The sequence below is a fragment of the Ktedonospora formicarum genome (assembly GCF_016587355.1).
Taxonomy (GTDB): Bacteria; Chloroflexota; Ktedonobacteria; order Ktedonobacterales; family Ktedonobacteraceae; genus Ktedonobacter; species Ktedonobacter formicarum.
On record NZ_BNJF01000001.1, the window covers coordinates 2462397 to 2476580 of the forward strand.

Below are 14184 nucleotides of genomic sequence, written 5' to 3' on the forward strand. Positions count from 1 at the left end.
GCGCACTCAGGTTTTCGTATAAGGTGTAGTCTAGTTTCATCACATTCAGAGGCGAGACATAGCATGTACTATGTTTCTTAGACGCTAGGAAGTATAACATAGCCATGACTGAGCATCCCTCGTCGCTTCCCCCACCAATTCCAGATGATCATGAGAACGGTCCTGATACACAAAGGCAGCACGGGACCCATGATCACAAAACGACAGGTCTGATAACAGTCCTGTTAGTAGACGACCATACTCTGGTACGCGAGGGACTAAGGCATCTTCTCTCGCTTGAAGATGACCTTCAGGTTGTCGGCGAAGCAGTTGATGGACTTGACGCGCTTCAGAAGATCCGCAAGCTCCATCCCAATGTCGTGCTTATGGACATCATGATGCCGATTGTGGATGGTATAACGCTAACAAGACAGGTTGTGCAGGAGTTTCCCGATATTGCAGTCATCATGCTCACAATGTACCGCCAGAATCAGCAGATGCTTCAGGCTATGAAGAATGGGGCTCGGGGCTACATCCCAAAGACAGCCTCGGCCCATGAGGTCGCCGAGACTATTCGCACCGTCTACACCGAAGGGCTCGCCATCAAACCCGAAATGACTCGTGCTATCGTCGGGGAGTTTCGCCGCCTCGCCGATACGGTCAGTAGCAATCAGGCAATTGACCTGCTCACAGAGAAAGAACTGGAGATCATACGCTATGTGGCCGCTGGCTTTAGCAATAGAGAAATCGCCGAACGTCTCTCCTACTCCGAAAAGACAGTGAAAAACTACCTCTCGATCATCTTCCAGAAGCTTCACTTACGCGACCGCACGCAGGTAGCTATCTTTGCCCTACGCCACGGACTCCTCTCCGATGAAGAGATGACGCCACGCCCCCTTAAGAAAGAGTAAAGTCAGCTCAGGCCATATCGTAGCGCCAGCGCGACAACTTGAATTCGGTCCTTCGCTTGAAGCTTACGCATGATATGCTGAACATGGGTCTTCACGGTCTCAATGCTGATAAGAAGTCGTTCGGCGATAGCACGGTTTGTCAACCCCTCACTCATAAGCCGTACAACCTCGCGCTCACGTTCTGTCAGGCCCAGAGCAGCTATGGTAAGGGGCAGGTGAGCCACAACGATTGTTCCTGACTCTAACCCACTATGTATCTCCAGGGTGCCATCAACACTGACAATACGCTCACGCATAGCCTTAAGACCCAGGTGCTTGTCACCCGAATCTTTAGCCAGGCTCTCCTCGCTTTCAGTCTCAAAACCTACGCCATTGTCACGCACGCTCACCTGCAAGAACTCGCCTTGTACACGAGATTCAACCACGACCTGAGTGGCACGGGCATGCTTGAGTACATTACTCAGCGCCTCCTGCACAAAACGAAAGACAGTGGTCTCTGCCTCTTGAGGAAGCTGAACAAGATACGTGGGCAGGTGCGAAATTTCAATGTGTATCTCTGGATTGTGTGCTCGGAACTCGTCAACTAGCATCTTAATGGCGCTAGTAAAACTCTCTTGTTCAAGCTGCACAGGTTGCTCCGAGGAAATAGTATGACGCAGGTCCTCAATGCAAGTGCGTAAGAGCATGCGTACTTGTTCCAGGTCTTCGACGAGTTTATCTCGCAAAGGAGATTCGATACTCTGGGCTGCTTTCTGCATCCGACGTTGTGCGAATTCAAGCTTGAGCAATGCTAATGTTAATTTTTGGGCCGGGCCATCATGGATATCACGCTCTAAGCGCTCGCGCTCACGTAAAATGCTCTCTTCCTGCAAGGTCTCTCGGGTCTCACTCTCGCGCAGCAGTAGCAGTGCTCCTCGCGCCAGATAGCTCAACAAGAAGCGAATGTCCGCCCGAAAAGGACGCTGGCGTTCTTGTTGTTGAAATAGGAAGGCGGCAACACCCGCAAGCCCAGGTTCATAGCTCAGAGGCAGTAGCCAGAGTATACCATCCTCTACATGGATTGCGGTTAACGTTTCTCCGGGCTCTCGCTCTGCCAGTTCCTCAAGCATTCGCGCCTCAGGTAAATATGTCAGCATACTTGCGGTTCCCTCGGCAACTCCTCGCGTAGCTGCCAGCACAAAGCGCCCCTCGTCGGGCTGATAGCGATAGAGCCATGCTTGCTCGGCTTCTACTAAAGCGCACATCTGCTCAAGCGCGAGTGCATATAATTCATCACGCTCAACTCTTCGCTCTCCCACCAGCAATAAGCGATAGAGTTGCTCCAATCCATCTGCTAGCGATACTGGCGACTCATTCTCAAAATTATTCCTATCCAAACCTCGAAGGTCCTGCTCTTCAATCATCAGCCTACCTCTTGCAACAGCCCACATAGCTTCTACTTTTATCATACCCAGGAGCAAAACGGTGGCTATCCATGTGGCGCACAAAGTATCGCTATTTAAGGGAGAACCCTATGCCACCATCACCCAACCAACGCGCTGATACGCCCGTAGTCTCGCCCAAAGGTTGTACCTGGTCCCCAAATACTCCCCCTTAGTCATCAGACGCTTTGGCACGCCTCCTGGTCTCATAGAGTCAAACAACAACGTCACAGATGGCAAATAATCCTTTCAGAACAAACCAGGAACAACAATGTTTTATCAACATGCTTGGGCTTAATGCATAAACTGCTACTATATGTTGTTCTTCAGCACAACCGATGACACAACATATTGAGAAATCGGTCCCATACGCCCTTGACTTCTCTCAAAGCATATGTTAGTGTAATACCGCGCGGGGGACACAAGGCACTCACAAATGTGACCCGCAAGACGACCGCAACCAGAACAGAATAGCCTGATTTTTACCAGACTATCCAATCAAATAAACATATACAACCTGTGGTTTATGCTATCAAGCTGATGACTTATATCAGGTCAGCTTGATATAATCTTGCGACCTAAAACGCAACCCAATGCTTTATAAAAGCTTTATTGTTTACCTGATGGGTAAGAGTGTACAGTATAGCTTCTGGCCCTCATAAGCAGATAGATCATCACTCCTGGCTGATAGAGGTCTTAGACGAAAATCTACTCTCATGTGAGGGTACAGAGCCCTGGCGCTGCTGAACACGCACATGCTCAGGTTTTTCGCATAAGAAGCAATTTGTTGTACCCTTTACTCAAGCCTGATCCGGCTTTGGACAGGCTTTTTTGATTGTATTTTTACAAGAGGTAATAGGCCATGTCTCAAGTTTCAGACACATTTGAAGTAAAAACTGCGTCCAGCCTTGCCCAGAGCAGCTCCTCCGATTCACAGACTCTCAGGCAGATCCTTGAAGAAGTCTGTCAGGGCTTTGGACCAGAAGTCGACGTGGCGCAGCTGTTCCAATCAGTCAATGCGACTATCTACGCTGGAATTTCAGATGCCGAGCTGTGGCAGGCACTGATCATGGCTACGCGTACCAGCATCGAGTTTGAGCCAGCCTACACCTATGTCGCAGCTCGCATTCTGCTGATAACACTTTACAATGAAGCTCTCTCAACGACCCAAGAGACACGTGTTGGACTCAATGATGCAGCCACTATCTATAAAGACTACCTCGCAAACTATATACATATGGGTGTTAGCAAGGGTCACCTGGATACCCGCTTCCAGGAATATGATCTTGATCTGCTTGCCAATGCTATCCATCCCGAACGTGACCTGCTCTTCTCCTACCCCGGCTTACAGATCCTCTATGATCGCTATTTCTTGCAAGATTCTGGACGCCGCTTTGAGCTTCCACAGTTGCTATGGATGCGCGTAGCAATGGGCTTGGCCTATAATGAAGATCAGAAAGAGGCGCGGGCTATTGAGTTCTACGAACTGCTCTCACAGTTCTACTTCACGTCCGCGACCCCAACGCTCTTCAACGCCGGAACCACTCACCCACAGTTGTCATCTTGCTACCTGACAACAGTCGATGACGATCTGTTCCATATCTTCAAGTGCATCCAGGACAATGCCCTGCTCTCCAAATGGGCTGGTGGACTGGGTAATGATTGGTCACGCGTGCGCGCACTCGGAGCCCATATCAAGGGCACCAATGGCACCAGCCAGGGTATCATCCCCTTCCTCAAGGTCGTCAATGATACGGCTGTGGCAGTTAACCAGGGTGGCAAGCGCAAGGGCGCTGTCTGCGCCTACATCGAGAACTGGCATCTGGATATCGAGGAATTCCTTGATCTCCGTAAGAATACGGGCGATGATCGCCGTCGCACTCACGATATGCATACCGCCTGCTGGATCTCAGATCTCTTCATGCAGCGTGTAGCACGCAATGAGCAGTGGACACTCTTCAGCCCCGATATCGTACCCGACCTGCATGACCTCTATGGCAAAGCCTTCGAGAAGCGCTACCTGGAATATGAGCGCATGGCCGATGCGGGCGAAATCACCCTCTTCCGCCGTGTCTCCGCGCTGGATCTGTGGCGTAAGACCTTAACACGTCTCTTCGAGACTGGACATCCCTGGATTACCTTCAAGGACCCCTCGAACGTGCGCTCACCACAGGACCATGCAGGCGTGGTACATAGCAGCAATCTCTGTACTGAAATCCTGCTCAATACTTCGAACGATGAGACTGCTGTCTGTAACCTGGGCTCCATCAATCTCGCGGCTCATATCATTGACGGCAATCTAGATCATGAGCGTTTGCAGAAGACCATTCGTACCGCCGTGCGCATGCTGGATAATGTCATCGACATTAACTACTATCCAACCACCGAGGCACGCAATGCCAATCTGCGCCATCGCCCCGTCGGCCTGGGTCTGATGGCCTTCCAGGATGCCCTCTACAAGATGGGCATCAGCTATGCCAGCCAGGAGGCGGTAGAGTTCGCCGACCACAGCATGGAAGCCATCTCATACTACGCCATCAGCGCTTCGTCCGAACTTGCCGCCGAGCGTGGTGCCTATGGCAGCTACCAGGGCTCCAAGTGGGACCGCGGCATCCTGCCCATTGATAGTATCGATCTTCTAGAGGCCGAGCGCGGCGAGCCCGTCGAGATGGACCGTAGCGCAAGCATGAACTGGGATGTGGTTCGCGCCTCGATCAAGCAGCATGGAATGCGCAATAGCAACGTCATGGCTATCGCGCCTACAGCGACCATCTCATCCATAGTGGGCGTCAGTCAGTCCATCGAGCCTAGCTACAAGAATCTATATGTCAAGAGCAATCTCTCAGGCGAGTTCACAACCATCAACTCCTTCCTGGTTGACGACCTCAAGCGCCTGGAGATCTGGGACCGCAACACACTTGAGGCGCTCAAATACTATGATGGTTCTTTACAAGAGATGACCTTCCTGCCCGAGGAGATTCGCCAGCGCTACGTGACGGCCTTCGACATCGAGCCACACTGGCTTATTGAGTGCGCTAGCCGTCGCCAGAAATGGCTGGATATGGGCCAGTCGCTCAACCTCTACCTCTTCAACCCCAGCGGTAAGAAGCTTAGCGACATGTACTCGCTCGCGTGGCGGCAGGGTTTGAAGACGACCTACTATCTGCGTACGCTCGCTGCGACCCAGGTTGAGAAGTCGACTGTTGATATCAACCGCTTCGGCATTCAGCCACGCTGGATGAAGAATAGCAGCCCATCAAGCGCGATCCAGGTTGAGCGCGAGAAACAGGAACAGACTATTAGCATCACTCCGCTAGAGATCAGCGGCGATGGCGCGGTCTGCAATCTCGGCGAGGATTGTGAGGCTTGCCAGTAAAACATACGCGGCAGGGGTATAGCGCCTCCTGCCCTCATTATGTTCTGACTTACACCTTCCACAAAACCCCAAATGTGTCAATGCAACGTTAAATTTTGCAAAAACATTATCATCTCATTACTGCCAAGGAGTCTCGCTATTTATGAGCTTATCCTTTGAAGATACCGCTACTACTGACTCTAACACTACCAGCGCGCAGCAGGCACAGAAGAAGCGCCTGATTAATGGCTGGCATGTCGATGTCAACCAGTTGATGCCGCTCAAGTATCGCTGGGCCTGGGAACATTATCTCAATGGCTGTGCCAACCACTGGATGCCTACCGAGGTTCCTATGACCAAAGACATCGAGACATGGCGCTCCAACAAACTGACCGCCGACGAGCGTCTGGTCATCATGCGTAACCTCGGCTTCTTCGCGACCGCCGAGAGCCTTGTCGGCAATAATCTTGTGCTCGCTATCTTCAAGCACATCACTAATGCCGAATGCCGCCAGTATCTGCTACGCCAGGCATTTGAAGAGGCCATTCACACCCATACCTTCCTCTACATCGTCGAAAGTCTGGGCCTCAATGAGCGTGAAGTCTTCAACATGTATCACGAAATCCCTTCCATTCAGAAGAAGGACGATTTTGAGATGCAGTTGACCTCTGCGGTCCTCGATCCTGACTTCTCGACCGAGAGCTTTGAAGGCATGCAGCAGTTCTTGAAGAATCTGATCGGCTACTATATCATCATGGAGGGCATCTTCTTCTATAGCGGTTTCGTGATGATGCTCTCATTCCACCGCCGCAATCTGATGACTGGCGTTGGTGAGCAGTTCCAGTATATTCTCCGTGACGAGACCATCCACCTCAACTTCGGTATCGATCTGATCAACGGCATCAAGGCTGAGAATCCTCAGCTCTGGACACCAGAATTCCAGGCCCATATTATTGATCTGATCAAGCAGGCCGTAGAGTTGGAGATTGCCTATGCTCACGACTGCCTACCCAATGGCATTCTGGGCTTGAATGCTGAGGCTTTCCGCAACTACGTGCAGCACATTGCGGACCGCCGCCTTGAGCGCATTGGAATTGCCCCCCTCTATCACTCCTCACACCCTTTTCCCTGGATGAGCGAGACAATGGATTTGAGCAAGGAGAAGAATTTCTTCGAGACCCGCGTCACCGAGTATCAAGCAGCATCCAATCTCAACTGGGATTAATCATAAAAAACGGCCCGGAACGGCTTTCGTTCCGGGCCCTATTTCTATCTTTTACTCTATGCTTCGATCTCGATCAGTGCTCGCCTTGCTCTCCGCATCAAGACAATTCCTCCCGCAATCAAGCCGCCACCCAGGCAGAGAACCCCAAGCCGCGCAAGACCCAAACCGGAATACATCGCCGGGCGCAAGATATCCGCTATTAGCGTGACCAGCACAATCAGTGCTCCAAATGCCAGAGAAGCCGCACCCATAGCAGACACAAGCTCGCTATCCTGCCACACCTGTTTCAAGACGCTTGTTCGCCAAACTTTCATCGTTAACCTCCCTCGCCGACACCAGTATATTCGCTCGCAATCACATATTTGTTACACTGACAACTATACCGGCATTCCGCGCCACGCGCATGGGGCAAATGCCCCATATCAACCACTTTTCTCCGGACTAAACGCTACATTATCATTCTCTCTGTAACGTTTAAAAACGGAAAGCGACTATTGTGCGAATACTCAAAAACAATTTCGCAAAGGTGCCACTCTATGATGCAATTGCCACAGCACCCGCCAACAGCTGACCAGGCACGTGTAGCGCAACTATACCAGCGCTACGGCCTGCTTATTCTGGCGGCTATTCATCAGCGCATCGACAACAAAGAAGACGCTGAGGATATTCTACTCAGCGTCTTTGTTGTCGCGCTAGAAACACCAGCGCTTATGGATCTTGAAGAGCCACGCCAGGTGGCCTGGCTCCGTCGTGTCGCGCACAATAAATGCATGGATTTTTACCACCGCTCCGCTCGCAGCCAGATTACGTCGCTGGAACAGGGCCATGTCACGTTATATGAGGATGAGAGGCAGCAACCTGAGAATTTCGCCTTGCGTAGCGAAGAGTTAGCGCAACTTCGTGCTCATATCGCCACTTTACCCGAACATCAGCAAGAGCTGATCTTGCTCCGTTTTGGAGCAGGCATGCGTTGTACTGAAATTGCCCAACGTATGCGTAAAAGTGAAGGCGCAATCCGCACTCTCCTCTCGCGCACACTCAATCTCTTGCGTAATATCTACTCTCAATCCAATCAGCAGCACGTAGGGAGGGGACATGATGCATAGCAATAAGCAATTTGAACCAAACAATATAGAAGAAGAATTAGATCAAATCGCCCACTTGGAGACCAGTTCACCCCTGATACCAGAGGCCCGCCTTGTGCGCGACCTTGAGCATCTGAGCCATCAATATATTGAGTCCTATCAGCGTGTTGGAGATCGCCTCTCACTCTATATGAAGAACCAAGCCACTTTACCCAACACAACCGAAAAGCAAGCCAACTCTTCCCCAAATAATGGATATATCAGGACCATATCTCCTAACGAATTTCGCCAGACTGGCTCATTTCAGCCTTCACCATCAACCACCCTAACACCAAGTACAACGTCTGTATTGCCCATTCAGACACAATCAACCAAACGTAAGCAGATACACACCACGCGCCTCTTCGCAACCATCGCTGCCATTCTCATTATTAGCCTTCTTAGTAGCACACTCTGGTTTTTCTACACCGCGCGCTTATCACAGGCTCCAGCAAACAAACGCAACCATATAACACAAAACACACCAACGCCCGCGCCGCTTCCAGCCTCCTTCCAATGCCCAAAAATCGATGAGGGCTTCAGTATCGATGAAGGCTTCTATTATGTCTGCACACAAAAGCAATATAAACTTATCAATCAGACACACCACTTATCAGATGGTCAGAAGGTCACACTCCTGCTGGCTCATGCAGACATAAGTAGGGTTTCTCTCGAAATTGCAGTCTCCAGCTCTCATCCTTACGCGAATGAGGAGGTTCCATCAGTCACCTTAGATCTCACAACGAAGGATGGCAGTCAAATATGCCGTGAAGGATATTCTGGATACTTCTCATCTGATCGTAAAACATATATCACTTTTGACAGTTGCCCCTACTTTACAAGCGCCCGAATTGGCACCAGCCTTGACTTACACCTCAAGGTCGAGTTAGGGGATATGCCATCTCAGGGTCCAAGCACAGAGTTTGATTTCGCGCTTCCTGTTCATCCAGCGCGAATAGTAAACACACAGCAGACTATCACCATTAATGATGATCCCTATATCTTGCATCATGTCATTGTTGCTCCCTCAATGACGCGTATCTTCCTAATGAACAATCAAATTAATACACAATTCAATGCTTTAGACTATCAGACTCAACACAACGCCATCACACTTCAGATTGGAGAACAAACATACTATGTGACATCCCAAAGCTGGACACCAGTTGGCAAAGCAGGTGGAGTGGCTGGGCTGGAAATAGATCTTGATCAGCCTCTTTACGACAAGCAAGGTACATGGACGCTTACTATCGATAAGGTCGTTGTGCCAGGTGCGACTCAGAATCTGGTCTATAACTTTACTGTTCCGCCTGCTCAGTAGCTTGCAATGAGGATGTGGGGAATTATATCGTTTTCGCCCCTCACTTCCTCACTTATTCCTCAATTTCATGGCATAATAGAGGCAAATGCTTTTCTTGTTTCTCGAAAGAGGCAATGTCGCCCCTTTCGACTCTCCTTGCTTAGCACGGCATTGCTCACACGCTATCTGATTGTGACTAGCCATCTGTTAGGTGACACAATGCCTCAAATGGGGGTGATACGTGCTTTGCTGGTACTCAATGGAGAAACACAAATGAGCAAACGTCTCTCAATGGCGGAAGCCATCGCCCGCTATGTCCCTGATGGCACATCTGTAGCTCTCGGGCTCGCGCTCGAATCCCTCATCCCCTTCGCTGCTGGACATGAAATCATTCGCCAGCACCGCCGTGACCTTACACTTATCGGGCCCATCTCCGATATCCTATTTGATCAACTTATTGGTGCTGGCTGCGTCTCAACGATCCAGGCAGCCTGGGTCGGTAACGTCAGCGAGGGGTTGGGGCACTGCTATCGCCGCGCCGTCGAGCGAAGTTATCCTCACGCGATCACCGTCGAAGAGTATAGCAATCATACTATTGCCTTAGCCCTGCTCGCGGGCAGCATTGGCTCGCCATATATCCCTACCCAAACGCTATTGGGTAGCGACATTCCTCGCCAGAACCCTAATTTGCGCGTGACGAGCTCTCCTCTCGACGATATGCCAACACTTCTTGTTCCGGCACTACGTCCCGATGTCACCATCATTCATGTCCAACGTAGCGATGAGGAGGGAAACGCCCACGCCTGGGGCAATCTCGGCATCTGTGCCAGCGCCTTCCTTGCCGCTCAGAACGTGATCGTGGTCACTGAAGAGCTTGTCTCTCGCACGACTATCCTGAGCGATCCCAACCGTATGCTCGGTCCCTCCTACAAGGTATGTGCAGTCGTACATGAACCTGGAGGCGCGCACCCCTCACCTGTCCAGGGGCATACCAATCGTGATCATGCCTTCTACCATGAGTATCACCAGCATACACGCACCCCTGAAGGCTTTCAACAATGGCTAACACGCTGGGTACTCAATATACCCAACCGCGCCACCTACCTCGCGCACCTGGGGGAGGACCGTGTACGCGCTCTCCGCCTCAAGGAACATCACTATGCAGCCCCAGTCGATTATGGCTACTAGCACTTCATTTGCCTGAGCGCAGCCGCCTGAGATGCTCAGACATCGCACAACACAAACTCAGCCGGAAGTGGCACCATGTGGCGGCGAAGCTAGCCGCCGCACAGGCAGTGTTGGCAAATGCTTTTCATAACACTGTATGGAGAGGAAGTAAAGCATGGCACAAACCTATAGTGCGCGTGAACTGATGGTTGTCTGCGCCTCGCGTCAGATTCACGATCATGAGCTAGTATTTGTTGGGATGCGCCTCCCGCTGCTCGCCTTCGCCCTGGCAAAGCGCACCCATGCCCCTAACTGTATCGGACTCTTCGAGTGTGGGCTTGTACGTGACACACCTTCACCTGAGCTACTCTATACCATGGGCGATCCACCTAATATCACAGAGGCGCTCTGGGCGACCGCAATGGTTGATGTGCTTGGCTCACTGGCGGCAGGTGATGTACAGCTTGGCTTTATTGGTGGTGCTGAAATTGATCGCTATGGCAATCTCAATACCTCCCTTATAGGAAATGACTGGCAACATCCTCGCGTGCGCCTGCCAGGAAGTGGCGGAGGGGCCGATATCGCGTCTCTCGCCCATCGCCTAGCCATCATTATGCCTCATGAGCGCCATCGTCTACGAGAGCGTGTCGACTTTATCACCAGCCCCGGCTACGGTTATCCTGATGAACACGGACCCGCAGGCTCATCCTGGCGCAAGCGTGTTGGCTTGCCACGCGGAGGACCTGCCGCTCTCATCACTACCCTGGGTCTCTTCACCTTTGATCCCACTAATGGCGAGGCCCTGCTCTCCTCATATCACCCTGGCGCCTCCATTGAGCACATGCAGGAGCATACGGGCTGGACCCTACGCCTCGCCCCTGACTGCCACGAGACACCTCCTCCGAGTCAGGAAGAGTTGCGTATCATCCGCGAATGCGATCCCCAGGGTGTCTGGACTAGCTAGCAAACGATAATCAGTGGGCCATGCTTGAGTGGCATGACCCACTGATTATCTCCATATCATGCACCTGCCAATTCATGATAGAACGCATCGATATCCACGCTCTGCGGTAATTCCGCGACCTGCCCATCGCCTAACTCTACAATCAACCAGTCTCCATTCTTTCTTCTTGCGATATCCATTGTGAAAAAGCGGCTCTTGACGTTGCGTACAACCTCCTGAAATAATTCTTCTGGCGGTCTCATGTTGCCATACACACCTTCGTCCCAATATGGTGCCTCCGCAATCAAACGCCCATCAAGGTAGAAACGCCGGTACTCGCGTGATAACGGCATTCCACTTTTGGAATGTTTTGCTAGCGGCTCTAGCTGGACAAATTCCCTGAATACCAGCCCTTCATGCCAGCTTGCCTCATCCTGTCGAGCCACAAAGTTATTCACAACCCGCTCGACCTCCCCACGCTCATTCGCCGCCGAGATATAGCAGGCATCAAACCACTCATGCTTACGTGATTTGACAAAGTCCTTGACAATCACGGGCTTACTGCCAAATGGTCGCAGTATCTCCATGATTACATTCATGTCTACATCTCTACCACTATGGAGCCATACAGTGCTCGGCGTATAGGCCCTTATCGCGGTGTATGATTCTGGCAGATAGTGACAATGCCTGTATGCCTGCTCGTCATTGAGTAGAATTACATTGCGCTGTCGCAGAGCCTTCTCCAGGCGGCCATACACCTCTGGTCTAAGCATCCAGCCCCGATAGATCGTTAGTTCAGGCGCGGAGAGTGGCCCTACACGCCGCACTGCTCGCGCCACATTATCTTCCCTGGTGAATGCGTCAAAATCGATCAGGCTATACATTAATCCCGCTCGCTCAGCAGCATTCACCTCTCGTTGGTATGCCTCATCTGGTTCTCTCAATTGCAATGGATCACAACAAAAAAGGATTCGCATTGGCTTACATCCTTGCTTAACTTCTCATGTGTACAGAGAGTATCTACTCCCCAACACAATCAGAATATTCTAATTACTCTCATACCCCCCCCCACCTTCAAAACCGGAAGCATAATTACTCACATTTGCCCGAATCTACGATGATCAGAAAGATGGGATACAATTAGGTACATAACGGAAAGGAGAGATTCAATATGCAATCAACCATCAGCCCTCGCGTCAAAATCTGCTGCATCAGCAGTATCGAAGAGGCGCACCTCGCGGTCAACTATGGTGCTTCAGCGCTGGGACTCGTCTCAGCCATGCCTAGCGGTCCAGGTATCATCGAAGAAGAGCTTATCACTCAAATTGCCGACACCATTCCCCCAGGCGTTGCTTCATTCCTACTCACCAGCTTGATCGATCCCGAAGCTATTGCGGAGCAGCAGCGGATCTGCCACGTCAATACAGTCCAACTCGTCGATAGCTTACCACAGGGAGGCTTGCAACACCTGCGTAAGCTGCTTCCCCCCGGTATCGCCATCGTCCAGGTCATTCATGTTCAGGGACAACACTCTATCGATGAGGCCCTGGAAGTCGCTCCCTATGTTAATGCCATCCTTCTCGACTCAGGAAATCCCACCTTGCCCATCAAAGAGCTTGGTGGAACTGGCCGCGTTCACGATTGGGATATTAGTCGTGCGCTACGCGAAGCGGTTAACGTTCCTATCTTTCTCGCAGGCGGACTCAATGCCGAGAATGTCGGCGCGGCTATTGACGAGGTTGGCCCTTTCGGTCTTGACCTCTGTAGCAGCGTGCGTACGAATGGCAAGCTCGACATACAGAAGCTAGAACGCTTCTTCTCAGCCATACATAAACGACAGCAAATATAGCGCGAGCAGTTCTTTAATTGTCACTACGCCTGCCACTTTTGAGTGATATACTACAAAGAGACTATTTCTGGCATACTATTGCCTCACAGGACAACTACCAACAAGGCATGAAAAATGCTCATAAGGAGTGCTATGGCAGAATACCATTATATCCTCACCGAACGCGATGAGCACGTTGGCATCGTTACCCTGAATCGTCCTAAAGAATTGAACGCGCTCAACTTCCAGCTTATCGAAGAACTGGCTCATGCGCTAGAGGACTTTGATCGCGATGAAGCGATCCACTGCATCGTTATTACTGGCTCTGGTGAGAAGGCTTTCGCCGCTGGCGCGGACATCAAAGAGATGGCCGATAAATCGCCCATCGATATGTTACAGGATAGCTCCGATGGCTGGCGACGTATCAAACGCGTGCGTACCCCTCTTATCGCGGCGGTTGGTGGTTACGCTCTCGGTGGCGGCTGCGAACTTGTTATGACCTGCGATATGATTGTTGCCTCAGAAAACGCCCGCTTCGGGCAGCCTGAGATCCTCATAGGTGTGATCCCTGGCGCGGGTGGCACCCAGCGCCTGACACGCGCTATCGGCAAATATCGCGCGATGGAGATGATACTTACAGGAGCCCAAATCCCCGCTCAGGAGCTTGCTGATCTTGGTCTTGTGAATCGCGTAGTTCCCAAAGGTAAACACTTGGATGCCGCCCTTGAGTTGGCACACAAGGTTGCAGAGCAGGCCCCTATAGCTGCTCGCCTGGCGAAAGAGTCTATCCTGGCTGCTTTTGAGACCCCCCTGGCGGATGGCCTGGAAATCGAGCAAAAGAATTTCTCCTTACTCTTCGCCACTGAAGATATGCGCGAGGGCATGCGCGCCTTCATAGAAAAGCGCAAAGCCGAGTTCAAAGGCAGGTAGA

The 14184-nt window shown here is 51.4% G+C and carries 12 protein-coding genes; 9 read left to right on the forward strand and 3 right to left on the reverse strand.

Annotated features, from left to right (window positions below; all coding sequences use genetic code 11):
- Positions 1-104: 104 nt before the first annotated feature.
- Positions 105-890 (forward strand): response regulator transcription factor, encoded by a 786-nt coding sequence (locus tag K3T82_RS10555; RefSeq protein ID WP_220193435.1) that lies wholly within the window; start codon positions 105-107, stop codon positions 888-890.
- A 2-nt stretch (positions 891-892) separates the two neighbouring features.
- Here the strand turns inward: K3T82_RS10555 and K3T82_RS10560 are convergent, their stop codons facing one another.
- Positions 893-2293: a helix-turn-helix transcriptional regulator gene (locus tag K3T82_RS10560; RefSeq protein ID WP_220193436.1), complete on the reverse strand. Its 1401-nt coding sequence runs from the start codon at positions 2291-2293 to the stop codon at positions 893-895.
- 880 nt (positions 2294-3173) lie between these two features.
- Between K3T82_RS10560 and K3T82_RS10565 the strand changes: the two genes are divergently transcribed.
- On the forward strand, positions 3174-5687 hold the full coding sequence (locus tag K3T82_RS10565; RefSeq protein WP_220193437.1) for a ribonucleoside-diphosphate reductase subunit alpha: 2514 nt from the start codon (positions 3174-3176) through the stop codon (positions 5685-5687).
- Positions 5688-5829: 142 nt separating this feature from the next.
- Positions 5830-6891: a ribonucleotide-diphosphate reductase subunit beta gene (locus K3T82_RS10570; protein WP_220193438.1), complete on the forward strand. Its 1062-nt coding sequence runs from the start codon at positions 5830-5832 to the stop codon at positions 6889-6891.
- 56 nt (positions 6892-6947) lie between these two features.
- Here K3T82_RS10570 and K3T82_RS10575 read toward each other — a convergent pair whose 3' ends face one another.
- Positions 6948-7205 (reverse strand): hypothetical protein, encoded by a 258-nt coding sequence (locus K3T82_RS10575; RefSeq protein ID WP_220193439.1) that lies wholly within the window; start codon positions 7203-7205, stop codon positions 6948-6950.
- Between the two features lie 222 nt (positions 7206-7427).
- Between K3T82_RS10575 and K3T82_RS10580 the strand changes: the two genes are divergently transcribed.
- From K3T82_RS10580 to K3T82_RS10595, 4 genes are all read left to right on the forward strand, one after another.
- Positions 7428-7997 carry an RNA polymerase sigma factor gene (locus K3T82_RS10580; protein ID WP_220193440.1) on the forward strand — a complete coding sequence of 190 codons (570 nt, stop codon included), beginning with the start codon at positions 7428-7430 and terminating at the stop codon, positions 7995-7997.
- Positions 7987-9336: a hypothetical protein gene (locus K3T82_RS10585; RefSeq protein ID WP_220193441.1), complete on the forward strand. Its 1350-nt coding sequence runs from the start codon at positions 7987-7989 to the stop codon at positions 9334-9336. Before K3T82_RS10580 ends, K3T82_RS10585 begins: the two co-directional genes overlap by 11 nt.
- 252 nt (positions 9337-9588) lie before the next feature.
- Positions 9589-10503: a CoA transferase subunit A gene (locus K3T82_RS10590; RefSeq protein WP_220193442.1), complete on the forward strand. Its 915-nt coding sequence runs from the start codon at positions 9589-9591 to the stop codon at positions 10501-10503.
- A gap of 154 nt (positions 10504-10657) precedes the next feature.
- Positions 10658-11446 (forward strand): CoA-transferase subunit beta, encoded by a 789-nt coding sequence (locus K3T82_RS10595; RefSeq protein WP_220193443.1) that lies wholly within the window; start codon positions 10658-10660, stop codon positions 11444-11446.
- 56 nt (positions 11447-11502) lie between these two features.
- On the opposite strand, the gene K3T82_RS10600 is transcribed toward K3T82_RS10595, so the two are convergent.
- A complete protein-coding gene (locus K3T82_RS10600; RefSeq protein WP_220193444.1) occupies positions 11503-12402 on the reverse strand; it encodes an ATP-grasp domain-containing protein in 900 nt (299 codons plus the stop codon).
- Between the two features lie 194 nt (positions 12403-12596).
- On the opposite strand from K3T82_RS10600, the gene K3T82_RS10605 reads away from it, so the two are divergent.
- Both K3T82_RS10605 and K3T82_RS10610 read left to right on the forward strand, forming a co-directional pair.
- A complete protein-coding gene (locus K3T82_RS10605) occupies positions 12597-13274 on the forward strand; it encodes a phosphoribosylanthranilate isomerase (RefSeq protein WP_220193445.1) in 678 nt (225 codons plus the stop codon).
- Between the two features lie 132 nt (positions 13275-13406).
- Positions 13407-14183, forward strand: a complete 777-nt coding sequence (locus K3T82_RS10610; RefSeq protein WP_220193446.1) for an enoyl-CoA hydratase-related protein — start codon at positions 13407-13409, stop codon at positions 14181-14183.
- The last annotated feature ends 1 nt before the right edge of the window (position 14184 follow it).